Annotated in this window: 29 protein-coding genes; 19 read left to right on the forward strand and 10 right to left on the reverse strand. The window is 47.6% G+C overall.

Annotated features, from left to right (window positions below; translation table 11 throughout):
* Positions 1-168 precede the first annotated feature (168 nt).
* Complete coding sequence (locus tag C7452_RS07530; RefSeq protein ID WP_115892738.1) at positions 169-660, forward strand: DUF6790 family protein; 492 nt, start codon at positions 169-171, stop codon at positions 658-660.
* Positions 661-728: 68 nt separating this feature from the next.
* Here C7452_RS07530 and C7452_RS07535 read toward each other — a convergent pair whose 3' ends face one another.
* Genes C7452_RS07535 through C7452_RS07545 form a run of 3 tightly spaced genes read right to left on the reverse strand, consistent with a single transcriptional unit; the run spans position 729 to position 4,342 of the window.
* Positions 729-1,634 carry a cation diffusion facilitator family transporter gene (locus tag C7452_RS07535; protein WP_333473163.1) on the reverse strand — a complete coding sequence of 302 codons (906 nt, stop codon included), beginning with the start codon at positions 1,632-1,634 and terminating at the stop codon, positions 729-731.
* Positions 1,627-2,751, reverse strand: a complete 1,125-nt coding sequence (gene gntC / locus C7452_RS07540; protein WP_115892740.1) for a guanitoxin biosynthesis PLP-dependent (S)-gamma-hydroxy-L-arginine cyclodehydratase GntC — start codon at positions 2,749-2,751, stop codon at positions 1,627-1,629. Before gntC ends, C7452_RS07535 begins: the two co-directional genes overlap by 8 nt.
* 34 nt (positions 2,752-2,785) lie before the next feature.
* A complete protein-coding gene (locus C7452_RS07545; protein WP_170130331.1) occupies positions 2,786-4,342 on the reverse strand; it encodes a radical SAM protein in 1,557 nt (518 codons plus the stop codon).
* Between the two features lie 141 nt (positions 4,343-4,483).
* Here C7452_RS07545 and C7452_RS07550 point away from each other — a divergent pair, with 141 nt between their 5' ends.
* The 4 genes from C7452_RS07550 (at position 4,484) to C7452_RS07565 (ending at position 7,829) form a co-directional block, all read left to right on the forward strand.
* Positions 4,484-4,978, forward strand: a complete 495-nt coding sequence (locus C7452_RS07550) for a phosphopantetheine adenylyltransferase (protein ID WP_048061166.1) — start codon at positions 4,484-4,486, stop codon at positions 4,976-4,978.
* Between the two features lie 92 nt (positions 4,979-5,070).
* The gene (gene yjjX, locus C7452_RS07555; RefSeq protein ID WP_115892741.1) at positions 5,071-5,598 is read left to right on the forward strand and encodes an inosine/xanthosine triphosphatase; all 528 of its coding nucleotides are present in this window, start codon (positions 5,071-5,073) and stop codon (positions 5,596-5,598) included.
* A 6-nt stretch (positions 5,599-5,604) separates the two neighbouring features.
* On the forward strand, positions 5,605-5,814 hold the full coding sequence (locus C7452_RS07560; protein ID WP_048061168.1) for a hypothetical protein: 210 nt from the start codon (positions 5,605-5,607) through the stop codon (positions 5,812-5,814).
* Positions 5,811-7,829, forward strand: coding sequence for a dolichyl-diphosphooligosaccharide--protein glycosyltransferase subunit STT3 (locus tag C7452_RS07565; protein ID WP_115892742.1), 2,019 nt, complete (start codon positions 5,811-5,813; stop codon positions 7,827-7,829). Before C7452_RS07560 ends, C7452_RS07565 begins: the two co-directional genes overlap by 4 nt.
* Positions 7,830-7,863: 34 nt before the next feature.
* Here C7452_RS07565 and C7452_RS07570 read toward each other — a convergent pair whose 3' ends face one another.
* Positions 7,864-8,037 carry a class III signal peptide-containing protein gene (locus tag C7452_RS07570; RefSeq protein WP_115892743.1) on the reverse strand — a complete coding sequence of 58 codons (174 nt, stop codon included), beginning with the start codon at positions 8,035-8,037 and terminating at the stop codon, positions 7,864-7,866.
* Positions 8,038-8,138: 101 nt separating this feature from the next.
* Positions 8,139-8,321: a Flp family type IVb pilin gene (locus tag C7452_RS07575; protein ID WP_115892810.1), complete on the reverse strand. Its 183-nt coding sequence runs from the start codon at positions 8,319-8,321 to the stop codon at positions 8,139-8,141.
* A 161-nt stretch (positions 8,322-8,482) separates the two neighbouring features.
* Here C7452_RS07575 and C7452_RS07580 point away from each other — a divergent pair, with 161 nt between their 5' ends.
* Positions 8,483-9,031: a hypothetical protein gene (locus tag C7452_RS07580; RefSeq protein WP_048061169.1), complete on the forward strand. Its 549-nt coding sequence runs from the start codon at positions 8,483-8,485 to the stop codon at positions 9,029-9,031.
* A gap of 15 nt (positions 9,032-9,046) precedes the next feature.
* On the opposite strand, the gene C7452_RS07585 is transcribed toward C7452_RS07580, so the two are convergent.
* Positions 9,047-9,223: a class III signal peptide-containing protein gene (locus C7452_RS07585; RefSeq protein ID WP_245942906.1), complete on the reverse strand. Its 177-nt coding sequence runs from the start codon at positions 9,221-9,223 to the stop codon at positions 9,047-9,049.
* Positions 9,224-9,371: 148 nt separating this feature from the next.
* Between C7452_RS07585 and C7452_RS07590 the strand changes: the two genes are divergently transcribed.
* The 6 genes from C7452_RS07590 (at position 9,372) to C7452_RS07615 (ending at position 15,015) form a co-directional block, all read left to right on the forward strand.
* The gene (locus tag C7452_RS07590; RefSeq protein ID WP_115892745.1) at positions 9,372-10,769 is read left to right on the forward strand and encodes a hypothetical protein; all 1,398 of its coding nucleotides are present in this window, start codon (positions 9,372-9,374) and stop codon (positions 10,767-10,769) included.
* On the forward strand, positions 10,769-11,461 hold the full coding sequence (locus C7452_RS07595) for a metal-dependent hydrolase (RefSeq protein ID WP_010877498.1): 693 nt from the start codon (positions 10,769-10,771) through the stop codon (positions 11,459-11,461). The genes C7452_RS07590 and C7452_RS07595 overlap by 1 nt, the downstream gene beginning before the upstream one ends.
* A gap of 23 nt (positions 11,462-11,484) precedes the next feature.
* Positions 11,485-12,105, forward strand: a complete 621-nt coding sequence (locus tag C7452_RS07600) for an Era-like GTP-binding protein (protein ID WP_010877499.1) — start codon at positions 11,485-11,487, stop codon at positions 12,103-12,105.
* Positions 12,106-12,114: 9 nt separating this feature from the next.
* The gene (locus C7452_RS07605; RefSeq protein ID WP_010877500.1) at positions 12,115-12,483 is read left to right on the forward strand and encodes a DUF2073 domain-containing protein; all 369 of its coding nucleotides are present in this window, start codon (positions 12,115-12,117) and stop codon (positions 12,481-12,483) included.
* Positions 12,467-12,754, forward strand: coding sequence for a Zn-ribbon domain-containing protein (locus tag C7452_RS07610; protein WP_010877501.1), 288 nt, complete (start codon positions 12,467-12,469; stop codon positions 12,752-12,754). The genes C7452_RS07605 and C7452_RS07610 overlap by 17 nt, the downstream gene beginning before the upstream one ends.
* 134 nt (positions 12,755-12,888) lie before the next feature.
* On the forward strand, positions 12,889-15,015 hold the full coding sequence (locus C7452_RS07615) for a dolichyl-diphosphooligosaccharide--protein glycosyltransferase subunit STT3 (protein ID WP_048061170.1): 2,127 nt from the start codon (positions 12,889-12,891) through the stop codon (positions 15,013-15,015).
* Between the two features lie 154 nt (positions 15,016-15,169).
* Here C7452_RS07615 and rqcH read toward each other — a convergent pair whose 3' ends face one another.
* A complete protein-coding gene (gene rqcH / locus C7452_RS07620) occupies positions 15,170-17,128 on the reverse strand; it encodes a ribosome rescue protein RqcH (protein WP_048061171.1) in 1,959 nt (652 codons plus the stop codon).
* Positions 17,129-17,327: 199 nt separating this feature from the next.
* On the opposite strand from rqcH, the gene C7452_RS07625 reads away from it, so the two are divergent.
* Positions 17,328-17,621 carry an EMC6-like membrane protein gene (locus C7452_RS07625; protein ID WP_010877504.1) on the forward strand — a complete coding sequence of 98 codons (294 nt, stop codon included), beginning with the start codon at positions 17,328-17,330 and terminating at the stop codon, positions 17,619-17,621.
* A 67-nt stretch (positions 17,622-17,688) separates the two neighbouring features.
* Here C7452_RS07625 and C7452_RS07630 read toward each other — a convergent pair whose 3' ends face one another.
* Positions 17,689-19,500 (reverse strand): DUF2070 family protein, encoded by a 1,812-nt coding sequence (locus C7452_RS07630; RefSeq protein ID WP_115892746.1) that lies wholly within the window; start codon positions 19,498-19,500, stop codon positions 17,689-17,691.
* Between the two features lie 218 nt (positions 19,501-19,718).
* Between C7452_RS07630 and C7452_RS07635 the strand changes: the two genes are divergently transcribed.
* The 6 genes from C7452_RS07635 (at position 19,719) to rtcA (ending at position 24,527) form a co-directional block, all read left to right on the forward strand.
* Positions 19,719-20,315: a FumA C-terminus/TtdB family hydratase beta subunit gene (locus C7452_RS07635; RefSeq protein WP_115892747.1), complete on the forward strand. Its 597-nt coding sequence runs from the start codon at positions 19,719-19,721 to the stop codon at positions 20,313-20,315.
* Positions 20,316-20,380: 65 nt separating this feature from the next.
* A complete protein-coding gene (locus tag C7452_RS07640) occupies positions 20,381-21,160 on the forward strand; it encodes a DUF6282 family protein (protein WP_010877507.1) in 780 nt (259 codons plus the stop codon).
* Between the two features lie 217 nt (positions 21,161-21,377).
* Positions 21,378-21,704, forward strand: coding sequence for a hypothetical protein (locus C7452_RS07645; protein ID WP_115892748.1), 327 nt, complete (start codon positions 21,378-21,380; stop codon positions 21,702-21,704).
* Positions 21,705-21,787: 83 nt separating this feature from the next.
* Positions 21,788-22,309: a TIGR00288 family NYN domain-containing protein gene (locus C7452_RS07650; RefSeq protein ID WP_115892749.1), complete on the forward strand. Its 522-nt coding sequence runs from the start codon at positions 21,788-21,790 to the stop codon at positions 22,307-22,309.
* A gap of 13 nt (positions 22,310-22,322) precedes the next feature.
* Positions 22,323-23,456, forward strand: coding sequence for a TIGR03576 family pyridoxal phosphate-dependent enzyme (locus tag C7452_RS07655; protein WP_115892750.1), 1,134 nt, complete (start codon positions 22,323-22,325; stop codon positions 23,454-23,456).
* Between the two features lie 57 nt (positions 23,457-23,513).
* On the forward strand, positions 23,514-24,527 hold the full coding sequence (gene rtcA / locus C7452_RS07660; RefSeq protein WP_115892751.1) for an RNA 3'-terminal phosphate cyclase: 1,014 nt from the start codon (positions 23,514-23,516) through the stop codon (positions 24,525-24,527).
* A gap of 55 nt (positions 24,528-24,582) precedes the next feature.
* Here rtcA and C7452_RS07665 read toward each other — a convergent pair whose 3' ends face one another.
* Both C7452_RS07665 and C7452_RS07670 read right to left on the reverse strand, forming a co-directional pair.
* Positions 24,583-25,368 carry a biotin--[acetyl-CoA-carboxylase] ligase gene (locus tag C7452_RS07665; RefSeq protein WP_115892752.1) on the reverse strand — a complete coding sequence of 262 codons (786 nt, stop codon included), beginning with the start codon at positions 25,366-25,368 and terminating at the stop codon, positions 24,583-24,585.
* Between the two features lie 4 nt (positions 25,369-25,372).
* Positions 25,373-26,848 carry an acetyl-CoA carboxylase biotin carboxylase subunit gene (locus tag C7452_RS07670; RefSeq protein ID WP_010877513.1) on the reverse strand — a complete coding sequence of 492 codons (1,476 nt, stop codon included), beginning with the start codon at positions 26,846-26,848 and terminating at the stop codon, positions 25,373-25,375.
* Between the last annotated feature and the right edge of the window lie 122 nt (positions 26,849-26,970).

Raw genomic sequence — 26,970 nt, forward strand, 5'->3', positions numbered from 1 at the left:
GATCTCAGTAGTTAAGTCCTGCTGCGTTGTGGGTGTGTACTGCGGTTTTTTGCTGTGGGAAGCCCACTTCACTGCCAGACCACCCTCATACTCATAATTGAAAAAATAACCGAAAATTATATTCCACAGATCTGCATAGTTTTAATTAACTAAATGCAGGTGTGGAAAATGGAAACATACTATTTATGGCCAATTTTGACAGTCCTTACAATTTTAGGTCTCTCTTATCGTAACAGATCATCACTGGATTCTGAAAAGTTTGCTGAAATAGCTCTTCTCTCAATTCTAACAGTGCAGGTTGGACTGGGTTCACTATGGGCCTTCCTTGGGCATGCCTTTATGCCGGATGTGATTGCAATGTATATCGGATGGCCCACTGGAAGTCCATTCCAGCTTGAAGTTGCCTTTGCGAACCTATCATTTGGTGTACTGGGCCTGCTATCCTGGAAGTTTCGTGGAGAATTCTGGATGGCAACCATAATCGGTTTCAGCGTATTTTACCTTGGCGCTGCCTATGGGCACATCATGGACGCTTTAATTAACCTTAACTATTCTCCAGGCAATATCGGAGCACCACTCTACATTGATATAGTCATCCCACTGCTTCTGCTTCTGCTTCTGGTTTACCATAGAAAATTTTCCCGGAAAAGTCAGGGTTAATTTTAATCCTTTAATTATTTTCAGGAAAGTGGTGATAGTAGTTCCTGTTTTTTATCTCTCATCAAGATCTATGACCATTCAAGGCACCTGGACTTCTCTCCCACAGGGCAGACATGGACATTGACCATCTTTATTATATCAATATCCTCTATGACTCTCCTTTCAACATCATGGGCTATTCTGTGGGCATCCCGGAGCATCATATCACCATCAACCTCAATGTGCAGATCAACTGAGGCGTAGGGTCCAAAGTGGTTTATACGGACCTCATGCAGCCCCTTAACGCCATCCACAGACATGGCTGATTTTTCTATGTCCTCCATGATCTCGGGGGATGGGACCGCCCCCAGTATGTTGTTAACGTTCTCACGTCCAACATCAAAGGCTGTTTTGAGAACAAGGACCGCTATGATCACAGCAACGAGGGGGTCAAGGAATCTGAATCCCAGGTGTGAACCCGCGACCCCTAACATTATTGCGATGCATGAGAATATATCCACCTTCTGATGCTGAGCATCTGCAACAATCGCGGGACTGTTTATCCTTTCGCCAATACGCCTGATGTAGGTGGTCATTGCAATGTTTGCGATTATCCCAAAACCAGCCATCAGGACCGCCGTGTAGTCTGGTGGCGCCAGTTCCAGGAAGAGCTTACGGTAGGCCTCAGAGAGTATCTCATAGGATATTATACCAAGAAAGACCACAACAACAAGTCCGACAAGGGCCTCAGCCCGTCCATGACCGTAGGGGTGCTGCCTGTCAGGTGGGCGCTGCCCTATCCTGAAGCCTATATAGGTTATCACAGATGTCAGTACATCAGAAAGTGTATGGGCTGCCTCAGCAACAAGCGCAACACTCCCTGAGGATATGCCGACCAGGAAATTGAGGGATGTCAGCAGTACGTTGCCACCTATACCAGCAAAGGCGGCGCGTTTTCCAAGACGTATTCTCTCAGATTCCTCCAAATCAAACACCACAGACAGTTTTAAGTCGTTCCATAGCCTCCTCGATAAGCTCATAGGATGTTGCATAGGACATTCTGATGTAACCTTTCCCTTCATTCCCAAAGGCGGATCCCGGGACAACTGCAACTCCAGCTTCAAGTGAAAGCCTTGTGAATTCTTCTGAGTCCCCAGCATACGGGAACATGTAGAATGCCCCGCCGGGCAGGACACATTCAAGGCCCATATCAGTGAGGGAACGGAACATAAGGTCCCTCCTTCTTCTAAACTCATCCACCATATCCTTAACACAGTTCTGAGGTCCCCTGATGGCTGCAAGGGCTGCGTACTGGGATATTGAAGGGGCACAGGCGGTGTTGTACTGGTGGACCTTCAGGAGCTCCTCAATTATATCCTCACAGCCGGCAACGTAACCGATCCTGAGACCAGTCATTGCATAGGTCTTTGAAAACCCATTGATTATGAGGGCGTTATCTGTGAACTGCGCCGGACTGTAGTGTTTTCCATCATAGATTATCTTCTCATAGATCTCATCCGATATTATTATCAGGTCATTGTCCTCGGCGATCTCAGCAATCCCCTTCACATCATCCTTTCCCATGACGCTCCCGGTTGGGTTTGATGGGGAATTCATTATTATGACCCGGGTATCCCCGGTGATGAGTGATTCAACCCTTTCAGGGCTCATCGAGAACCCTTCATCCATACTGAGGGGCACGGGTATGCTCACTGCCCCGGAAAGCCGGACACAGGCATCATAGGATAGAAAACCAGGGTCAGGTATGAGGGCATGATCACCCATGTCAAGAAGGGCCTGGGTGCACATGAATATGGCCTCACTGGCACCCACAGTCACTATTATTGATTCTGGTTCAGCATGAACCCTGTTTTCGCTTTTAAGTTTATCTGCTATGGCTTCCCTCAGCTCCTCCATCCCCATGTTGGAGGTGTAATGGGTCAGGCCCTCGTCAACAGCATCCTTAACAGCCTCCCTGACATGATCAGGGACACTGAAATCTGGTTCACCTATGCCAAGGTTTATTGTATCCTCGTCTGCAACCTCAAATATTTTCCTTATCTCAGAAAGCTGTATATCCTTTACACGGGAGGCAAATTTCCTCATGATCATCGCCTTTATTTATTTTGGATCTCAGAACATTCTCTCAATGCCTGAGTGAGGGGCAGCTATCCATGCAACCGTAGCAGCCTGATTCTTCACACCATGGTGTTAATCTGTCATCCTTCATCTTAATGTATTCTTCCATCAGGAAGTCCTCCCTCAGACCCACACTGATATTGTGCCAGGGCAACCTCGCACCAGGGTCTCTCGGTCCAGCATGAGCCTCCCATTCCCTCACCGGAACCCCTGATAGGGATGCCCTTTCTATGAGCTCCCCTATTTCAGGGCCACCCGTGGACAGGACATGCTGTATGAGACCACCCCGCGGACTTCCCATCCTTACAGGAAGCCCCCTGACCAGTCTGCCAAGGAACCTTATCCTCTGCTTCATCTCACGTGCATCATAGCCCTCCCACTGAAGGGGTGTATGTGGTTTCGGGATGAGCGGGTTTACACTGAAGCTCACCCGCCCCCTCCTGATCTCTGACAGATCCCTCATGAGCCGGGCCATTTCTTCAAGGTCCTCCTGGGTCTCGCCGGGCGCTCCTATCAGGAAGTACATCTTAACACGCAGCCCCATTTCAAGGGCCTTCCTGGTCTTCTCAAAGACCATGCTATCAGTGATGGGCTTGTTCAGTCTGTCTCTAAGCTTCATGGTTGATTCTGGTGCCATTGTTATTGTCTTAAGACCTCCCCTGATGAGGGCCTCCATGAGTTCAGGTGTAACAGATTCTATCCTCAGGGACGGCATGGAAACCATCAGGCCCATATCAACGAGTTCGTTGCAGAGTTCATCTATGCGGGAGTAGTCTGAGGCCGCTGCACCTATGAGGGACACCTTACTGTAACCTGTGGCCTCACAGCCCCTCTCTGAGATGTCAATGAGTTTCCTGAGGGATGTTTCACGCTTAGGCCGGTAGAGGTAACCTGACATGCAGAACCTGCAGCCCCTTGAACAGCCCCTTGAAACTCCCAGGAGGAACGACCTCCCCAGGGATGGTGTCAGGGACCTGTCATCTGTTACAGGGACTATCTGCCTTACAGGGTGACATGCCTCATCCATGTTCTCAACTATAACCCTCTCCGCAGGACTGTCAGGGACATACACGCCCCTTATATCCCTGAACTCATCTATCTCTCTCCGGGGGTCATCGAGTTCAAGGCACCTGTCCATAACCATGTCGAGGACGGGTTCTGCTTCACCTATTATGAAGAGGTCGATGAAATCTAAGAGGGGGAGGGGGTTGGAGGTGATGCAGGGGCCACCTGCTATAACCAGGGGACCTGTGCGTTCATATCTTCTGGGTTCCAGGCCACCATCCCTGAGCATGGCCGGGATCCTGAAGTAATCCTCCTCATAGTGGATGGTGAAGCTCACAACATCGAAGTCCCTGAGGGGGCTACCTGATTCAAAGCTGCGTCTGTGGGGGTGTATGATCCTTTCACACCAGGTGTCCTCCCTTGAGTTGAGAAAGTGGTAAATAATATGATAACCAAGTGATGACATGGCAGTGGAGTATGGGCTGGGGTAGCATGAGGCAACCCTCAAATCAACCCTTCTCGGGTTCTTGATGATGACATTGTATTCCCGGAGTTCCATGAGATTATATTTAGGTTCATGGCACTTAAACTGCTCCATGGGGCAATACCATGTGAGGTTGAAGGTTCATTAATCTCCGCTGTCTAGCATGATTTATAAATTCAGCTGATCTAACTGTTATTGACTTTTAAAGATGATACGATGAAGAGGAAGTATTCACTGGTTGCAGTTGGCGGCACCTTTGACAGGTTTCATAAGGGCCACAGGAGACTCCTTGATGAGGCATTCCGTGTTGGAGAGACTGTCATGATCGGCGTGACCTCCGATGAATTTGCAGCTGCAAAGGGAGAGGGTATTGAACCCTGCAGTGTCCGCATGAAGAACCTTGAGGAGTACCTGAGGGATAAGGATGCCGATTATCACGTAATGAGACTTGATGATCCCTATGGGACCACAGTAACAGATGAGGCCTTTGAAGCGATAGTTGTGAGCAGGGAGACAGAACCCGTTGCCCGTGAGATCAATGCAATAAGGAGGAATAGGGGGTTCAGGGAACTGGACATCATAACAATCGACATGGTGAATGCTGACGATGGAATACCAATATCATCCACCAGGATAAGGAGGGGTGAGATAGACCCCATGGGCCACATAATAAAGAGGATACGTGGGGCCCTTAGAAGGAGAAGGGAGTGACCGGTCACGGTGAAGTTTTAGATGGGATGTTACTTTGTGTGGTATGATGACCTGGCTCATATTCAGGTTAAGGAGATTCGGTGGTGTTTTACATGAAGGTCAATGTTGGCTCAAGGAATCCCGTTAAGGTGAGGGCAACAGAGAACGTCCTCGGGTTGATATACGGTGACGTTGAGGTCAGGGGTGTTGAGGTCGAATCAGGGGTCCCTGATCAGCCAGTGGGGCTGGAGGAAACCGTTCGGGGGGCGGTGAACCGTGCCAGAAGGGCCTTCAGGGACTGTGAACTCAGTGTTGGTATCGAGTCAGGACTCCACAGGGTCCCTGAGACGATCACAGGCTTTGTTGATCTGCAATGGTGTGCCATCTATGATGGTGAACACATAACCCTGGGCGTCAGCGCCGGCTTTGAGTACCCTCCCATGGTGGTTGAGGAGGTCCTCGCCGGAAGGGAGGTGGGTGATGTAATGGATGAACTCACAGGTGTGGATGAGCTGGGCAGGAAAAGGGGTGCGGTGAGTTTCCTTTCAGGCGGACTCCTTGATAGGACCGGTAACACAGAGCAGTGCGTTTTAATGGCCATGATACCCCGTATGAATCCGTCTCTCTATGGTCTGAAATAGGTGGTGTTGGAACTGTACATGGATGAGAGGCTGAAGATTTTTATTCTGATGCTCCTGATATTCTTCAATGGCATCATGAGGGCTGATAAATTTGCAGTGGTACTTGGCATGTACCATGAGGAATCTATCTTTTTTGAGGACACTGAACATACAGGAAGATGGCAGGAAGATATACAGTATGGATCTGTAACTGTCTGGGGGGTTAGATTATTTTGAGGCAGTATATGCGGACATTCCTGCTGGTTGCAGTGATCTTTGTCTTTGGGTTTTCCATAAGGATGCTCAACGCAGGATATGATGACCCTCTTTACACTGATGATGATGGACTCCAGTACTTTCAGGAGAGTGATTCATACTATAACTACAGGCTCACAGAGAATCTGGCGATTAGGGGAATCCCTGGGGACGCTGTGATTGGAGGTAAAATCTGGGACCTGCATTCCTATTATCCGCCAGGGGTGCCTCTGGATTATCCTGCAGGAATCCTCCTCCTCGCCGTCATCCTGCATGCTATCACAGGTGTCATTGCACCGGTGAGCCTCAGGGCTGTCTGTCTGATCATGCCACCTCTGCTGGCTCCACTTGCAGGTGTGATATGCTTTTTCACTGTAAAAAGGTTTCAGGGGGACATTCCTGCATTCATAGCAGGTTTGCTTCTGGTATCCGCACCATTTTATCTCGTAAAAACTGTCTATGGATTATACGATACCGATATGCTCATCCTTACGTTGTCTATGGCGGTATTGTTCCTTTTCATCGAAGCTGATGCCAGGGAGGTGAACAGGGTTCCTCTATCAGCCATCGGCGGCTTTATCCTCTTTTTGTTTTCCATCACATGGAGCGGATGGCAGGTGATGTTCTATGTGACGCTGGTAACATTCATCATTTTAATCCTGACTTCAGGGTCCAGGAAACCCCTAAGGAATATTCTGGAAACATTCCTACCGGCCTTCATGGTTCTGTTTATCCTTTTAACCCTCTTCAACCATCTTGAACTAATTAAACTGATCATGACTCCATTGCATATACATGATTTAGTGGATAAATCCATCTGGTACCCGTGGCCGGATTCATATACAACTGTTGCCGAGCTTCAGCCAGCGTCCATGGATAAGGTTCTGGGGCACATCTCACCAGCACTCACTGTACTGGGAGCTGCTGGAATACCTGCATATTATATGCTTTACCGGAGAAAGGGGTCAGTGGGCCTTCCAGTAATCTTTATATCAGTCTGGATCGCTACCGGTGCACTGATGCTTCTTGAGGGTGTCAGGTTTGTAATGATACTCATAGCACCCCTCTCAGTATCTGCGGGGATCTTCACAGGGATTCTTTTGGACTGCTCACGTAAATTCAGGTTCCGATGGATTAAAGGGGTTTTATTTATTCTTATTATCTTTACAGTATCAGCACAGCTTGCAATATCCGGTAACATGGTCGCAGATTTAAAGCCGGGTTACAATGATTATTTTGAGGAATCTGCCCACTGGATAGCTGAAAACACTCCCAGTGATGCAGTTATAATAACTGAATGGAGTTATGGTCACTTCTATGCGTCTGAAGCTGACAGACCAGTCGTCTATGATGGGCGCCTGGCCTATATTGAGACATTACCCGCCAGGGGAGTGTGGTATGGATCATCAATGGATCCAGAGATACCAACAACGGCGAGGGACTACTGGATAAACCTTTCCCTTTCATCTGAGAACAGAACCCTCTCTTTAAACATACTGAGGATGCTGGCAAATTCTGGGGATGATGCCTACATCCTCCTTAAAAATCAAACCGGCAGTGAGGTCCAGGCATACAGGATAATGAATGAGATCCTTGGACTGAATAGGGAGAGTGCCATGGACGTCCTTATGCACAGGTATGGGTTTTCAGAGTCAGAGGCCCTGCGGATACTGAACATGACACATCCCATGACTTCAAGAAAAATCGTTGTGGTGGTCCCTGAAAAGATGATAGGTTTGATAGCCTCTAAAGGGGATTCAGGTGATATGCCGGCAGGAACTTACTCATTGATCCGGCTTAAGGATGATGTGATTGAAGAGGAAATAATCAATTCTTCTGGAAACGTTACAGTTCTTGAAACACCTGATGGTTCATACAGGATTAATAGAAAATACAGGGATTCTCTGCTTTTAGAACTCATCATGGGGGTTAACGATGAGAACTTCTCACTTGTCTACAGGAATAAGCAGATAAAGGTTTACATTATAAACAGCTAAGAAAAATTAGATCTAAAAAATTAACTAAAAAAATTTAGAGTTTGTTAATCGTGGAGTCACGGGCTGTGTTGATTACTTCGCTTATGTTTCCTGCTATGGAGCCGGAAATGCTGAAAATGTAGGAGCCCACGGCTATGACTATTACCAGGAGGGCTCCTACGATTAATATCATTTCAGCGCTTATCTGTGCCTCTTCCTCGATTAACAATTCAACCTACTCTTAAGTTCAGTCAGATTTTCTGGACGTTTGTGTCGACGTTGGTTCTTACTGTGTCTATGTCGTCAAGGAATTTCATGTATTCTTCTTTATCATCCCTGGTCGACGTTGGTTCTTACTTCTTTTATGTCCCCTGCTGCGTTGAGGTTTGATTTGCTGGGATCAAAGTATGCTTTGTAGATCAGTAGTGCGACTATTGCGATTACTATTACACCACCGAAGAGCAGTATGTATTCAGCTGCACCCTGTCCTGCTTCATCTTTTAAGAACTTCATATTATACACCTCCATCAATATTCACCAGTTCTGGCTTGCTACATTAATATGTGTCTATCCACTTATAAATTTAGCGGATAACACGCTGGTTATACTCCTCTGTTCACATCAATATCAACATATTTAAAGGGTTTTGTTCATAATATCACAAAGGTGATGTGATGCCACGGAAGTACAACATCGACAGGGTGATACTCGAAGTTCTGCAGGAGGGGGACCTCAGCAGGGTTGAACTGGGGGAGCGGATAAGATCTGAAATTGGCTTTGCTGTCACTGATAAAACAATAAATGAGGCCATATTCAAGCTGCTCAAGGCCAGCAGGATAACAGTCACTGGCTACGACCTTGGCGTATACGATGGTGTTGAGAGGGTTCAGTCCCTGAAACCTGATGGAATAGTATTTGGCCTTGTTCAGAGGGATCCAGTTGAGATGAACCTCCTTATAAGGAAACTTGAATCTGAGAATCTCCATGAATCAGAATCAGCTCTTAACAAACTCAGGAAGATATTCATGACAAAAACAGGGGAGCTGGGAGTTGATGCTGAGGGCATATTCAGCACGATAGTGAATGAGATACTATCCCTGGACCAGGATCAGAAAAGGATCATAACCCAGAAACTCGCCTATGCCCTGAGTGATGAGGATGATGCCCCTGAACAGCTGAGGCACCTCATAACATACTTTGAAATAAGGGCAGGGAACTTTTAATTACTCGTTTCTAGTTCAACCGGTTTTCACGTTCTCCCGCACACTGTCGAGGTCACCCGCCACATTAAGGGGATTCGTTGTTTTCAGGTACTGACTGTAAATCAGCAGAGTTGCTATCGCAATCACAATAACACCACCAAACAGAAGTATATACTCAGCGGCTCCCTGGCCGCATTCATCCAAAACTATCATCAATGAAATCCACCCCATATGATTTATGAATTACCTATGGAAAGCAGATTATATAAAAGTTCACTTTAAAAAACCTTTTATAAATGAAGGCAGAAATAGATAACTGGACTTGTAATTACTAGTTACTCTTGGGAGCGGGAGGCATTAAATGATATATTTGATTATCACAATCGCTGGAATCGTCATGATATTTGCTGGCCTTTACTTCATGTCCCTTGGTTTTGCAACACCCCCTGATATCTTCATGTTCTTCCTGGGACTCATTCTCTTTGTACCCGGCCTCATAATAACCCTTCTATTCGCTGGAAAGGTTGATCTAAAATCATTAAAAGCGGAATCTGAGCCTAAAAAAGACAAAAAAAGGATAAAAAAAGCTAGAGCTCCTGTTAAGACTGAAGGCCCCGGAAAACCCCAGAGGCCCCGCCGGGTCCCTGGAATAGTTAAGGGCGGAGAAAAAGCTGAAACTCCGGAACCAGTCAAATCCACGGGGAAGGTAACCCCGAGGAAACCCGGGCCAGTGAAACCTGTAAGAACTGAAACATCTGAAGATGAAGTGAAATCACGGGCTATTAAACTCACCAAGGTCACAGAGACCTCTGATGAAAGTTTGGGGGCTGAAGGATCAGAAGCATTTGCAGATTCCATGGTTAAACCTTCAGAACCCTCTAAGGAAATCCTGGGTGGTGAATTGCCAGAAAAACCTGAAAAGGTACCCTCCCCTGAAACTCCTGGGAAGGCTGAGAAACCTCCCCGAAAGCCAGCTCCCATAAGGCCCATGAGACCCGCTCCAAAGAAGGAGGTCCCGGAAGAGGAGGAGGCTCCCACATCCAGGGAAGAGCCTAAAAGGAAGTTTCTCAAGTTACCGAAGATTAGAAGGGCCAGGAAACCCGAGGAAACCAGAAAGCCACCCGCGGTAAAGCCTGTCAGGAAAAAAACTTCAGCAACTGCAAAAACAGCCCCTTCCAGGAAACCAGCAGACAACAGCTACGTTACAGAGAGGCTCCAGAGACTCAAACAGGAGTACATTGAAAACGTTGATGACGTCGAAGATCTCCTTGAGGATCGCCTTGACTCATTCAAGGGCGCAATAAACAGAATAAGGGCCGAAACACGTGAACCAAGTATAATATGGTCATTTGATGCTTCAGACGTTCAGGATGCCATGAGGGAGACAATTACGGCAGCAGAGGAAAGAGTTGTACTCATGTATCCATGGATACGGAATATAGATGTCTCTGTTCTCAAGAAGTTCATGGATACCGAGAGCCGCCTCATAATACAGGAGGCCAGCCTGGATGATGAGGCCTCGGTGGAGCTAATAAAGGTCCTGATGGATAACAACGTCCAGATAAGAACAATGCCACATATACACACAGTTGCAGCGGTTGCAGATGATAAAAATGGTCTTATAATATCAACGGATCCCATATATGAAAGCTTTGAGGTTGGTGTCATCTACAAGGATAAAAAATCGATCTCTGAGATCAAAAAACTCTTTGAGGAGGCATGGGAACTTTCCAATGAAATCAATCTGGAGGGAGTTTAATGAGAATTCAGTGGTTTGGACATTCAGCATTTGAGATAACATCCTCTGATACAAGGATACTTCTGGATCCCTTCATAAGTAACAACCCTGTCTGCAGCACAGCAGTTGAGGAGTTCGAACCAGACGTGATATGCGTCACCCATGGACACGCAGACCATCTCGGCGATGCAATGGAGATCGCTGAGAGGACAGGCGCACTCCTGATAGCGAACCATGAACTATCTGTTTTTTTCTCAAGGCAGGGCCTTGAAAGTACCGGGATGAACATCGGTGGAAAAATTTCCATTGATGGTATAGGGATAAGGATGGTTGATGCAAAGCATTCATCAGATATAGACTTTACAGAGGAGGTGACATCTGGAGGCAGTGCCTGTGGCTTTATAATTGAGACCCGTGAGGGTAAGGTGTATCATGCCGGTGATACCGGTCTTTTTGCAGATATGAGGGATGTTATAGGTGAGATTTACAGGCCTGATATTGCACTCTTACCGATAGGCGACAGATACACCATGGGGCCTGAGGATGCAGCAGTGGCAGCCGGCTGGATAAAACCTGAAAAGGTTCTCCCGATGCACTACAATACGTTTCCCGTCATTGAACAGAACCCCGAAATATTTGCTGAACTTGTTGAAAGGACATCCCCCGGTACAGAGGTCGTCATCCTCGATGTCGGAGGATTCTATGAATACTGATTAATCAAGGAAAGAGTGATAGGATGGCAAATTTTTTCACAAACTTCCTGGATAAACTGCTTGGAAGGAACAAGAAACTTAAGATTGGACTCTATGGTCACCCAAATTCAGGTAAAACAACCCTGGCCAACAGAATGTGTGAGGACTGGCTTGGAAAACCACTGGGTTTAACATCAGAGATACCCCACGAGACAAGGACTGTTTACAAGAAGGAGAAGGTAACCATAAAAAAGGATGGCGCCGAACTTGACTTTGATATCATCGACACCCCGGGGATAGCCACCAAGGTTGACTACAAGAACTTCCTGGAGTTTGGATTATCAGAACCCGAGGCCAAGGAAAGGGCAAAGGAGGCCACAAAGGGCATAATCGAGGCCATAAAATGGCTGGACGATGTCACAGGGGTTCTACTTGTAATGGACTCATCACAGGATCCCCTGACACAGGCGAACATAACCATAATAGGGAACCTGGAGGCAAGGAAGATACCCTTCCTGATAGTTGCCAATAAGATAGACCTTCCTGATTCCTCACCTGAGAGGATCGTATCGGTCTTTCCCCAGCACACAGTCGTCCCCATATCCGCACTGCACGGTGAGAAAACAGAGGACCTTTACATGGAAATGGTTAAAAAATTCAGATGAGGAGTTAAAATGGATGGCTTAAAAATGGATTTCCTTTCATCAAAGGCTCTTGAAGATAAAAGCAGCATGGAAAAGATCTCAATGATCATAGACCGTGTAAAGGATGGGGACATACTGGTACTTGAGGGCAGCCTCTCTCCATCAGAGGAGGCAGAACTCATAGAGACGACCATGAGGGAGATCGACGTTGAGAACTTTGTCGGTATAGACATATACACACTTGAAAAGGATGAGAAGGCATTCATGGGTCTTTCAAAGAGGAGGACGGTGGGGCTCACCATAATAGGGCCTGCCAATGTTATGAAGACGGTCAAGAGGAAGTCCAACTTCCTTTCAATGATTGCCGAGATCGGTGATTCCGGTGCATCAGTGCATTAAGTGTGGTGCCAGGTTCAGCTCCTCAGAGGAGCTCATGAATGGCTGTCCGAAGTGCGGAAGCAGGTACTTCAGGTATGTGGCTGAGAGGAAAGATCCCGAACCCAGAGGGGAGCCCATTGAGACCATAATGGTTAAAAAGAATGGAATATATGAGGTTAACCTCACATCACTCCTTGAGGATGACTCGATAATTGTCTCAGATGAGGAGGGTAAGTACTTCATTGATCTGAACTTCCTGCTTAAAAAGAATCTTAAGAGGAAGGTTAAGTAGTATTAAGCTTTACCTGGATTAACAGACTATTACCATTCTATAGAGGCCCCAAAGAATCTAAAAAGAACTATCCATATCTAAAGTGATTCCAAAGAATTCTCAGTCCAGAATGTCTCGTTATAGGAGTGAACAGTTTGGATAAACTAAAAACTTTTATTATTATCCTGATAATATTCTCTATCGGTTTCTTTTCAAGGATCGAGACAGCAGAACTCAAAGGCATGAACACTGCAGATAGGGCTTACTTCACTGATGAAAACGGCCTACCCTACATGTACGAACCTGACTCCTACTATAACTACCGTCTTACCGCCAACATATTAGACCATGGACACCCGGGGGATAAAATAATAAACGGCACCCCATGGGACCTCCACAGTAATTATCCTCCAGGTAATAGAGTGAATTACCCTCCGTTAATATTATGGATTTCCTTGTTATTTCACAATTTTATTAATCTTTTCATACCTTTCAGCCTCATTGAAACCTGTTTCTGGCTGCCTGCAATCATAGGACCATTAGCGGGGATTGTCATGTTCTTCATGGTTAGGAGGTATGCTGGTGACCTTCCAGGGCTTTTAAGCGGCGTATTATTAGTTCTGGCGCCAGTCTACTTCTCCCGGACTGTGCCAGGGTTCTTTGATACTGACATGTTTAATATAATCTTCCCCCTACTTGTCATTTTCTTTCTTTTAAAGGCTACCGAAACGAAAAACAACTATATGTTTCCCCTTCTTTTATCATCTTTCTCACTCGCCCTCCTTTCACTTTCATGGAATGGTTGGGCATACATTTTCTACATAATAATAATATCGAGCATATTGTATATGACATTATGCAAGCTTAAAGGAAAGGCAGTGATGGGCTTTTCCAGGAAAATTGCAGTTTTTGTTATAATTTCATTGCTTATTATAGGATTAGCTGGACGCTTAGGGTATGCTTTAATTTTTCCAACTTTTTTCAAATTCACATTTAAATCATTAAGTGCTGGTGGTTGGCCAGGAATCTTCGAATCAATATCTGAATTAAGTGCTCCAACCTTTGATGAATTTTTATCATTGCCTGGGCCGGTAAATATGGGTATTGGCTTATTTGGGTTCGTGATCATTGGGAGTATCATGTTAAGGGATGAAATCAAGAGGGTTCATCTTCCAGATTTTAGCTGGTATCCTTTCATCTTAATTGGCATATGGCTTATAATAGGTCTTGCAGCGTATTCTTTAAGTACACGTTTTGCCTTATTAGTCATACCTCCACTTATAATATTCCTTGGATTACTTATGGGAGTTATGGCTTCTTATCTTAAAGGTTCACCATCCATGCGATTACGTAGATCCGGGAACGTTTTCATATTATCTCTGGTGGTAATGTTATCCACAATTTCATTTATACAGGCATACGAGATACAATTTGTGCCCATTGTCGACGATGATTTTGTAGCAGCCTCCTATTGGATCAAAAACGAAACTTCTATGGATACCGTCGTAATTACAGAATGGGGTTATGGACATCCGCTTGCAACATTTTCACAAAGGCCGGTGCTCATGGATGGTGGGATGAACCCAAGCACTCCCAGAAGTTATTGGGTTTATCATGCATTCGCAACTAATAACGAGAGCTTATCTATTGGCATCTTTAGCATGCTATCCACGAGTGGTAACAAGGCTGTAGAACTACTCAACAACAGAACCGGGAATACAAGCCTGACAGTAACCATACTGGATGATATACTTGGCGTTAACAGGATATATGCAGAAAAAACACTTCAAGAAAAGTATGGGATTGATCCAGGATTCACTGGGGAGCTTCTCTCATATACCCACCCGACCAATAAACCGTTCATAATATTGACAAAGGATGACATGATAAAATGGGGGCACTGGTACATATATTATGGATTCTGGGACTTTAACAGGTCCAGGGGCTATGATTACATTTATTATGTAGGTTCATCAAATGATACTGGCCAGATAAGATACTACTCCAATGATGTTAAATTTGACCTGACCAGCGGGGCCTCATGGGAGAACAGGAAACCATACACCACTATAATAAAATATAGAAACTTTAAGAGGGTAATAGAGGGTGACGGTAAAAGCGATTTCTCAATAATAGTGCTCCTGGACAAAAACCAGGCCATCGTAGTAGATAAAAGATTCCAGGATTCGCTCTTTGTAAAACTTGTAATCCTTAAAGAAGAAACAGAACATATTAAACCAATATACAAGAATAATTCCACCATAATATGGACCGTGAGGTGAAGCTACAGTAGCATTTATCATTCCCTAACTGCAATGATTTGCTAAGCTAACACACAGCTTTCTGAATGATTTAGTTACCAGACACAGACTCTTTCTTATAGTCCGAGTTCCTTCCATGATTTTGAGTTAAACTTTGTATAATATCTCACTAATTTCAGTCATCCTCAACTATATCCCCCTTCCCGGGTGGAAGGTTCCTTATGAAGTCCTCGAGGGGGAATAGATTTTCATCATCGACCCTTGACTTTATGGCCTTTGCAAGGGCCTCCTTTTTTGTGTAACCTGGCTTCACGGTAACAAACTTTTCTGTCATTCTTTTAACGGCAGAGGGAGGACCGCTCATGATCCTCTCACCCTCATAGTCAACCACCCCGATGGCTATCTTGAGGGGAACACCCCTCAGATAGTTCCTGGACCCCCTTATGATGAAGGCACCACGTGCAACGAACTCTCCGGATCTGGGTGTCTTTGAGACCTGCTCAGGGTGGACCCAGTAAACGTCCAGTGATGTGAATCCGCGGGTCCAGGCACTTGAGAATGAAGCCGCGAAAACTGCGGCCTCCTGTATGGTTGTCTCCGGGACATCCCTCCCCTCAGTCTTTATAACAACGGATGGGGCTCCGTGGATGTCTGAGTGGAGGTATATATCCCGGGGTTCCATATGTTTTTTCACAACCATCTCATTGGTTCCGGCGTCTCTTCCACCGATCACCAGGAAACCATCAGAGGATACGAACCAGCGGAACTTCTCAAACCAGCGCAGTTTTCTTTTAACTCTCCTCCTGGGAACCATGATGTTCCTGAGGGCATCATCCCTCTTTTTCTCAATCCTTTCAATTTCCTTCTCGGTCTTCTCAATGGCGGTCATAACACCCTTTATCTTTCTCTTGGCCTTCTTGGCCTTCTCATAGTACACCTCTGCATTCTCGGGGACTCCAAGCTTTGAATCAATCCTTACTGGCTCACCATCAAGGAATATTGTTATGTTCCCCATCCTGTCGATTTCGGTGATGTTACTGGCCTCTGGAAGACCCCTTTTACGTGCGTCAGCTATTATATTTTTGATTTCATCCCATGAGTATTTTTCACGGGCTCTCCTTATGGTGGCAAGCACTTCCTCCACCAGGGAATAGTTCGCATAGAGGAGGTCACCCCTCCTTGTTGAGACCTCTATTGTTTTTTTGAATTTTTCAAGGGTCTCCCTCTGAATCCGGAGCCTCTTCCTGAACCTATCAACTTCCCTTTCCCACTCCTCCTCATGGGCCCTCCTTATCTCCTCCCTGAAGATGGAGCTGAAGAACTCGTCTGCAGCGTCATTGAAGCTTTCAAAGTATCTTCTCTCCCTTCCACTGTATACCCTGAGTTCGATGGGGAGGACGTCTTCACCATCTCCTATGATGTGGGGCTTCAGATCAAGTTCCCTGAGGGGTTTGAAGGTTTCATATATTGCAGCATCAATTTTCCTTATATCATCAGGGGTGAGATTGCTGCATGGAGTGTTCTTGTCAAGGCCCGCCCTGAGGACTATCTCCTCGGCATAGAGGCCCCCGAACCCGTTCCTTGCAAGTGTCCTTATGAGGTCAGCCCCGGAGTTCATCAGTATGTCCTCAAGTTCTGAGGGGTCGTGGTCCAGGGGGTTGATGCCCCTTGATGGAGGGTACTCATAGATTTCACGGGACGCTATCCTCCGGTCACTCCAGGTCTTCCTTTTCAGGGGGAGTATTATCTCCCTCTGCTGGTTCAGGAGTATTATGTTGCCCTTTGCAAAGAGTTCAACCATGAGGGTGTACTCCTGATCCTTCTCAACGGTTATCTCGACTATCCGGTCGAAGCCGTGCTGTCTGACCTCCCTCACCACGCCTCCCTTGAGGTGCTTTCTGAGTAGCATGGGGAATGATGGGGGGACCTTGGGGTTCTGTGGGGGGTAGTTTGTCCGGTGGATCCTCACACCGGCCTGCATAACCACGTCAACCCTCCCCTCACCTGGCACATGGAACCTTATGATCACGGTATCCCTCAGGGGCTGGTAGGCCTTATCGACCCTGGCACCCCTCAGCATCTCATTCAGTTCACTGGTAACTGCGAAAACATCAACGTTTGACATTGTCTTCATATATAACACCTCATGGGAAAAGGAGTGGTCTGTAAAACATCAGGTCTGCATTCCTCTATATCTCCAGTGGTTTAAGTATGTTCACATTTCCCCTCTTGAAGATCTTCAATCTGTTTAAGTATATTAACCATGGACCAATAATATCATCTGTATGGTTTGATTTAAACCGGATACAGAATAATTATCTGGAGGTTTTGAAATGGATATTGAGGCCAAAATGACAGCTCTCCACGTTCCTGCAGGTATAGTGGCTGCAGTAGTGTCATTCTATCTTTCTAATGGTTCAATAGCGGTTTTTGGGAAAAATCAGGCCCTAGGAACCTTCGCGGGTCTTGTGATACTTCTCATTGTTGGAAATATTGCTGAAAGGCTATTCGGGAAGGATGAAGTCGGAGGATTTAAGGGGTGGCTCTGGAGCGGTATAGTCCCATTTTTCTTCATATGGTTTGTTGTATGGGCCATACTCATCACCTCAACAACAATAACCCCATAAATGCATCCTGAAGGCTAAAGGTGAGAAATTTTAGAACTTCAGTTCAATGACAGTAACTGCTCACCTCTTAAGCCCAGAATACCCAGGCAAATACGAATATAATTGCGAGAACGAATATGAGGGGTGCTATCAGCCGGCTGACTGCAACAATTGAGCTTATGGTTGATACGAGTTCAGTGGAGTTGGTGGGTCCAAGGGTGTGGAGCCCCTTTATTCTAACGACCCTGCAACCGGCGCTAACCTCTTCAAGGTCGTCCAGGGCATCTGAAACCGTCATGACGATCTCATTTTTGATTTCATCTCTTTTTTGTTTACCCACAGGGTTGTGACCCCCTGAGAGGGTGTTTACAAAGTGGGTGTCGGTTGTCATGACCTCTGCCTCATGCACATCCAGCTTCATGATCTCCTCTCTGATTTCATCCCTGAAACCCATCACCATGTTGTTCGAGTCAAGGAGGATGTAGGCTGTTCTCTGGTCCCCGGCTTCAACCACCATGGCCATGATTCCACTCTCACCCACACCATCCTCCTTTGAGAACTTACCTGTCCTCCGGGCGCATCCGACCCGCAGACTGTGGTAATCTGATGGACATTCAACCAGCTCAACGGCATCAAGGAGGTCAAACATTTCAGGGTTACCTGCAAGTATCCGGCCTGTTTCCCCCTGGAAGGAGTTATGGCAGTCCACCACCACCACGTTTTCTGAGCCGCATTTACTCCTTGCAAGGTTCATCATGGAGAGCCCAACACCGAATTCTATATCATCAAAGCCCTCCGGGGCCAGTGTTGCAAGCATAAGCATACCCTCCCCAAAGAACTGTACACCGATACTGGCACTGTTTCTTGTGTAGCGCCTGAACTCACTGGCAGTTTCATGGTATTCCATATCATCTAGGGCCTCCCTCACAGCAGCCTCCACCTTTTCAAGTTCCTTAATCGATACAGGGTTGAAGTCATGGGTTGAGGGGCCATGGGCAACCATGGTGAATTCACTGAATCTGCCTGAGAGTATGGTGGGCATGTTAGCCCCGCCAATTGTACCTATGGGGCCGGGGTGCACTGAGGGGCTTATCAGGATGGCCTTCACATCGGACCCCCTTCTGAAGGCCACAACCCCTGCGAGGGTATCAACTGGTTCCCCTATTTCACTGAATATGTTCTCAAGTTCAGGGGAGTCCTCGGTTATATGGGAGAGAAAGAGGCTGAGAAATTCCAGTGACCCCACACCAAGGTTTCTTCGCATTGGAGACTCAACCACCATGACGAAGGAGTAGATGGCGAGTATCAGTATGACTGAGGCCACCAGCATCTTCAGAAAGAATCCTATGACACTGAAGTAACCAACGTTGGTTGTGAGGCTCAGAACCGCGACAACCACGTTCATGCTCACAATCAGGAGGGGCTGGACAGATGATATCAGCGTGGAACTGGTGAAACTTATGTTTGAGGTTCCCCAGATCACCAGAAGACGGAATCCAAATATAACTGCAGAGGCAATTATTATTGAGTCCAGTATGAGGTCACTTTTCAGGATGGATGACGCCAGGCATCCCCCCAGGTAGATAATTGAGAAGATGAGCATTGAGAAGAATGCAAGGAACATGGACTGCTTCATCTTCATCTTCCTGCCGCCCAGTGAATTGACCCAGGGCTGGGTGATTGCACCCGCCATGATGGATGTGAATCCAAGGACAAGGACTCCGTTTGCACCTCCATACAGGATGTCATGGAGGTTGCTTGACCCCGGGACAAGGTCTATGAGAAACCCGATGGCACCCACAATGAAACTGATGAATATCATTGAGAGGAGGGATATCTCGGTTTCAGGGAGTGTCATGATGTACTTTGAAAGGTCAGTCACATTCTTCGTACTTGACATGTTCTACCTCATACTGATCTCTCTGGCAATCAGCCAGGCTAATACTGGAGAAAGATATTTAAAAATCTGATCCCTATTAAATTTATTCGATGGCACGAACTCATGATTAAGTGCCAAAAATCTGATCCATCTTGTAATATTCGATGGCACGAACTCGTGATTCGGTGTCCTTGTGCATGGTGCACAGCCTTATCTACTGAGGGCAGGAGATGTTTTTCATGGAGATTAAACTTGAAACACCACTTTCTGAGGAGGTAACTGAACTCCGTGTGGGTGACGTGGTCTACATAAATGGGAGGATATTCACAGCCCGTGACAGGGCCCATAAGAGGATCCTTGAGAGGGGAGCTCCCTTTGATATTGAGGGTTCTGTGATATTCCATGCGGGACCGATAATAAGGTTCAACGAGGAGCCTAACACCACAGCTGAATCCATCAGGGACCCCCAGGCAGAACTTGTTGTTGTGGGACCCACAACCAGCGGCAGGATGAACCCCTTCCAGCCGGAGGTCCTGGGGCTTGGCGTGAGGGCAGTTATAGGTAAGGGGGGGATGGATGATCGAACAGGATCCGCCCTTAGAAGGTACGGGGCAGTTTACCTTGCCGCTGTCGGGGGCTGCGCAGCCCTCTATGGCTCAGCCGTGAAGGGCATAAGGGCAGTTCACTGGCTTGACCTGGGGGTGCCTGAGGCGATCTGGGAGCTCGAGGTGGAGGAATTCGGACCCCTCATAGTTGCCATGGACTCCACCGGGCGCAGCCTCTATAATACAGAGGAGGCCAGCCATGACCTTGAGGTCCAGAAACTCCTCGATTAGTAGCGGAATCATGTCCCAGCCCCTGATTCTCATAGGTATCTCATGTGGAAGAGGCAGGTGGATTGATGTTTGACTTCAGCCTCTCAGAGGACATTGAACTTTCCGGTCTGGTGGACACCCATGTGCACACGGCCCCGGATGTGAAGGAGAGGATAATGAACGACCTGGAACTTGCACACGCTGCACTTGATGAGGGCATGGAGGCCGTTGTGATAAAGAGCCACACTGAACCCACCGCTGGAAGGGCTAGACTCGCATCGGAGGTCACTGGTATGAGGGTTATTGGAGGGGTTACCCTCAACACTCCAGTGGGTGGTCTCAACCCCGATGCTGTGGAGGCCGCAGCTTTAATGGGTGGAAAATTTGTCTGGCTACCCACGACATCTGCGGGCCGGGCTGGAGGTGACCTCGATGCTGTACTCTCAGCCGTCGCCGAGCATGAGATGGTCCTTGGTACAGGTCACCTTAAACCAGATGAGATATTCAGCGTAATTGACCTCGCAGCCGAGCACGGGGTCAGGAGGATCATCATAAACCATCCCCTCACCGGAGTTGTCGGGGCCACCCCCGAGGAGCAGAGGGAGATGTCAAGGAGGGCCTACCTTGAGCACTGCCTTGTGGCCTGCATGCCACGCCATGACGGCCTTGACTTTGAATCAATAGCCGGGGCTGTAAGGTATGTTGGGGTGCGAAGGTGCATACTGGCAACTGACTTTGGCCAGGGCCACAACCCATCACCCATTCTGGGGATGAAACATTTCATATACCTCATGAGGCAGCATGGATTCAGTGACCGGGACCTGAGGATAATGTGCCGGGAGAACCCCCTCAGGCTCATATCATAACTATTCCGTTTAGGTGAGGTGGTCTGTATGATCTTCCTTCAGGCTCATATCATAGCTCTCCTTTAATGAGCCAGAGAGGGGACCGGGCCTGCAAATAATGTGATTCATAGACTGCCAGCACAGTCAGAGCCATGAATCTAGAACATGCAAAATTATATATTGTGAATTGGATCAAGGGTGAACAACTTGTTCTTCAGATAACTGTGCGAGTGATATAATGTCTGCTGAGAAGATAGATAGGGAACTTAAGAAGAGGATAAATCAATTTAAAAAACTTCTAAAGAATGAAGAGGAACGTGAGAGCTTCTATAACAGTATATGTGGCTCTGAAATTCTCGTAAGGATCGAAATATTTCTGCCATCAGCTAACCCTGAAAGGTACTATGATGGACTCTTCCTTTACCTCAACGATGAGGGCAAAATCGTAAGTGCAGAGTACTACTACAATGAGGGGGACGAGGGGGCCATCACGAAGCTCGAGGGAGACTCCCTGGAGGTTGTCAGGGATCTCTTTGAGGATGAACTCTCACTGGAAATAGAGTGAAGAATTCTACTTTTAAGAAAATTTATTTATAATAACTTCAATAATTATTATGATTAAATTTTTTAACTGGAGGATTCAATACCATGCGAAGTTTTGAGAAACTAACTTCCCTCAAGGAATACATTCCCATCAAGAAGAAGGAGGGTGGGGAAAAAAATATAGGCCTCCTTGTTGATGGCCCGAACATGCTCAGAAAGGAATTCAGCCTTAACCTGGATCTTGTAAGGCAGATAATGTCAGAATATGGTAATATGCGTGTTGGAAAGGTCCTTCTCAACCAGTACGCATCAGATAAACTCATAGAGGCAATTGTTAACCAGGGCTTTACACCAATTGTTGTGGCAGGGGACACCGATGTTTACATGGCTGTTGAGGCCATGGAACTGATATACAACCCTAATATTGATATAATAGCCCTAATGACACGTGACGCTGATTTTCTACCAATAATAAACAAGGCAAAGGAGAACGGGAAGGACACCATCGTGATAGGTGCAGAACCAGGCTTCAGTGCGGCACTCCAGAATTCCGCAGACCACGCCATAATACTCAAACCAGAGAACAGCAGGCCAAGGAAAAAAAGGGCTACTCCGGAAGAAGACTGAAACAGGTGAATCCATGCTTGAAGACCCCGTCAATGAGGTTAAACGCAGAGAACACGCCCTCCGAATTATAGGGGAGAAGATGAAGAAGCATGGCAGGGATGGAATCTATGACCTCACAGGCCTTTCAGGAGGTTTCCCCCTTGAAGAAGAGGACCTGGACCTCATTGAGACCTATGTTGGTCCGGCCATATTTGAGGAGAGACTTCAGGAAGCTGGAAGAGAGCACATGGGAGGGGAGATGATTGCAGCATTCAACAGGACAAGCAGCGCCATCCTTGCGGCTGTACTGGCACTCACAGAACCCGGCTCCACAGTTTTTCACTACCTCCCTGAGCTACCATCACACCCATCAGTCCCGGGAAGCACTGAACTGGCATCTGCCGGCTACCAGGAAACAGAGGACTTCACAGAGAAGCCCCCGGCCGATACGAGCCTCGTAGTTGTAACCGGGTCAACAATGGATCACAGGGTTGTTGGGGAATCTGATCTTGTCAGAGTCATTGAAATGGCCCATGATGCCGGTATCCCGGTCCTCGTGGATGATGCATCCGGTGCGAGGTTGAGGACGGTCCTCTACGGCCAGAGGAGGGCCTGTGACCTGGGTGCAGACCTTGCAGTTACAAGCACGGATAAACTGATGCATGGCCCCAGGGGTGGGCTGATGGCAGGAAGGGCAGAACTTATTGAGAGGGTTAAGTCAAAGGCCTACCAGTTCGGACTTGAGGCCCAGCCCCCACTGGTCGCTGCAATGGTCCGGGCCCTTGAGGAATTCGAGCCATCAGAAATCGAGGATGCCATTAAAAGGAAGGAGGAGTTCCTCAGGGACTTCAGGGGACCTGGGGTTGAGGAGACACCCACGGGTTTCATTATAAAGTCATCATCACTTGAGGACCTCCAGGGTTCAGGATATGGTGAGGATGAAATTTCAACAGCCCTATCAATGATACTCCTATCAGAGCACGGGATAGTGACAATACCGGCTGTTGGAATGCCAGGAGCCTCAAAGACCCTTAGATTTGATCTGGCAGCCCGGGACGCCGGAAGGATTGAAATCTCATTCCTCAGAGAGGCGATCTACGATGCACTAAAGCTGCTTTCAGGGTTCATCAGTGATGATGAGAAAATGCGCAGACTGATTTTTGGATGATCAGGCTCTGAACAGCACACAATGAGCTGCTTTTAAGTGTGACAGGGAGGTATCTGAGTGATAGTTATCGATGGATCAGAGGGTGAGGGTGGAGGAGCTGTTGTGAGGGTCTCCACTGCACTTGCGGCGGTGACCTCCAGGAGTGTAAGGGTATACAATATCAGGGCCAGGAGGCCGAGGAGTGGATTATCACACCAGCACCTCACAGCAGTGAGGGCCGTTGCCAGGATAAGTAACGGGACACTGAGGGGTGATGAGCTCGGGTCAATGGAACTTGAATTCTCCCCCGGCAGGGTGACTGGCGGGACATTTAACTTCGATGTTAAAACGGCCGGAAGCACGGGTCTGGTCCTGCAGGCCATCATGGTCGCTGCTGCAGCCTCCGAAGGTGAAATTGATGTAACGGTCTCAGGGGGAACCGATGTCCTGTGGGCACCAACCTGTGACTACCTGAGGGAGGTAACGATCCCGGTCCTGGAGATGATGGGGTACAGTGCCAGGATTGAAATCATCAGGAGGGGTTATTACCCTGAGGGTGGGGGCAGGGTTCATGCAATCATTGAACCATCTGAACTCAGACCCATCACCCTTGAGGAGTCAGAGATCCATGCTGTGAGGGGCATATCCCATTCCAGGAACCTTCCGGTTCACGTGGCAGAGAGACAGGCTGAATCAGCCATGAAGATCCTCCGGGGGGCAGGTCTCGATGTTGATATAATGGTCGAGGATGCATCAGGTCCGGTGGGGAGGGGTTCAGGCATAACACTCTGGGCTGAGGGTAACACACGGCTCGGAGCAGTATCCCTTGGAAAACCGGGTAAGAGGGCTGAAAAAGTCGGTTCAGAGGCTGCAAGGGAACTTTTAGGCTTCATAGAATCAGGGAGCCCCCTCGATAGATACATGGGCGACCAGATAATCCCCTACATGGCCCTCACTGGAGATTCGAGGGTTAGAACCTGTGAGCTCACACTCCACGCCGAGACCAACATACTCCTTTCAGAAAAAATAACCGGTAGAAGGTTCCGGGTTGAGGGTGAACGTGGAGGCCCGGCAACCATAGAGGCCCTTTAATTTTTTTATCTGACAGTAAAAACAAATTTAAGGAACAGACCCTCAAAGGGTCAGATTATCTGTGTATACACTCCCCTGAGATGACCTTGCGCAGTGTGCCGTCATCAAGTTCAAGGATGAGTGCACCCTCACTGTTTATACCAACAGCATCTCCATGGACGATTTCACCCAGCTGTTTTCTTATCTCAACACGTCTCCCGATTGTCTTTGAGAGTTTCCTCCATTCCGTCAGGATTTCATCCATCTTCCCCTCCTTGAAGGAGTTATATGCCTCCTCGAAGTTCCTCAGGAATCTTGCTATGAGTTCACTGGACTTTATGTCCCTTTTCAGTTCATTTTTAATCGAGGTTGCCCCCTCCCTGAGGTCATCAGGGAAGTGGCTGATATCAACGTTGGTGTCTATCCCAACACCGACAACCACGTACTCAAGGGTGTTGAACCTGGCATGGGCCTCTGTGAGTATCCCGCACACCTTTTTATCCCCTATAAGTATGTCGTTGGGCCATTTTATTCCAACGTCGAGGCCGCATTCATCCCTGAGGGTTCTGGCCACTGCAACGCCGGCCACGAGTGTTAGGAGGGGTGCCCTTGATGGGTGCACTTCGGGTCTCAGGATGATCGACATCCATATCCCTCCCTGGGGGGATATCCAGGGCTTACCCCTTCTTCCCCTCCCACGGGACTGGGTCTTTGCAATGACGACGGTGCCTTCAGTGGCGCCATCCTCAGCCATCCTCTTTGCGACGTTGTTTGTTGAGTCTACCTCATCAAAGCATTTTATTTCATGGCCTATGTATTCTGTATCCACCTCAACCTCACATGGGTCATAATCTTCAACCATACCATCACCCCCTCCTTGAATGCATGTAGGTTCCTATCGCCGCGGATATGGCGGCAACCTTCTTTGATGGGAGAAATGTTGACTGGAGACGTTCAACCATCTCCTGGTCCTCCTTAACGATTTTTCGCATCTCGGCGTCTATACCCCTTCTGTATTCGTCAACGAAGTGTGTATGGAGTTCGCCTCGCCTGAATGCCTCGTTCCTCATTATGGCCTTGTGGAAGGGTATGGTGGTTTTAACCCCCAGTATTATGTACTCACTGAGGGCTCTCTTCATCCGGTTTATGGCCTCCTGGCGGTCCATACCCCAGACTATGAGTTTTGATATCATGGAATCATAGAATGGGGGTATCTCATAGTTCATGTAAACGCCGCTGTCAACCCTCACACCTATACCCCCGGGGGATCTGTAACCTGTGATCTTACCGGGGTTTGGCGCGAAATCTGCAAGGGGGTTCTCTGCGTTTATACGGCACTCGATGGCATGCCCCCTGATGTTTATATCCTTCTGGGTGAAGCGAAGTTCCTCTCCGGAGGCGACCCTTATCTGTTCCTTGACAAGGTCGACTCCTGTGATAACCTCTGTTATGGGATGTTCCACCTGTATCCTGGTGTTCATCTCAAGGAAGTAGAAGTCCCCGTTGGAGTAAAGGAACTCAACTGTACCTGCGTTTTCATAGCCTATATATTCAGCGGCCTTAACTGCAGCGGATCCCATCCTCTCCCTGAGTTCCGGTGTCATTATGGGGGACGGTGCCTCCTCTATCAGTTTCTGGTGCCTCCTCTGTATCGAGCACTCCCTGTCTGCAAGGTGTATCACGTTGCCTGATTCATCTGCCATGACCTGGAATTCGATGTGCCGTGGCCTTTCAAGGTACTTCTCGATGTACACGGTGGGGTCCCCGAAGGCTGATGCAGCCACCGACTGGGTGGACTCCATGGCCCTTATGAGTTCATCCTCCTCGTAGACAGCCCGCATACCGATCCCGCCCCCGCCTGCAGATGCCTTTATAATGACGGGGTAACCTATGGAATCAGCTATCCTGGCGGCTTCATCAGGGTCACTGACGCCCTGATCGGTACCGGGGATCACGGGTACACCGGCCTTCTTCATGAGCTTCTTTGAGGTTATTTTATCCCCCATGGCCTCTATAACTGAGCCCTTGGGACCTATGAGTTTGATTCCCTGTTTTTCACATTCCTCTCCGAGGCGGGGGTTCTCTGCGAGGAAACCGTAGCCCGGGTGGATGGCTTCGGCGCCTGCCTTCTCGGCCACCTCCAGTATCCTGTCGATCCTGAGGTAGCTCTGTGATGGGGCTGGTTTTCCTATCTCATATGCCTCATCGGCGTATCTTGTGAAAAGGGCGTTTTTGTCTGCTTCAGAGTAAACAGCCACGCTCTTTATTCCAAGTTCCCTGCAGGCACGCATAACTCTTATTGCTATTTCACCACGGTTTGCAACAAGGATTTTACTGAACATCTAACTGCACCTTGAAGTTTTAACAGATATATAGTATATTGAATGAACCTCTTTTTAAGCATACCACTTGAGTTACAGTAACTGCCATGTGGATGACATGGGGACTTACAGTAACCGGGTTT

Origin of the sequence: Methanothermobacter defluvii (assembly GCF_003385755.1) — an archaeon.
In the GTDB taxonomy this organism is placed as follows: Archaea; Methanobacteriota; Methanobacteria; order Methanobacteriales; family Methanothermobacteraceae; genus Methanothermobacter; species Methanothermobacter thermautotrophicus.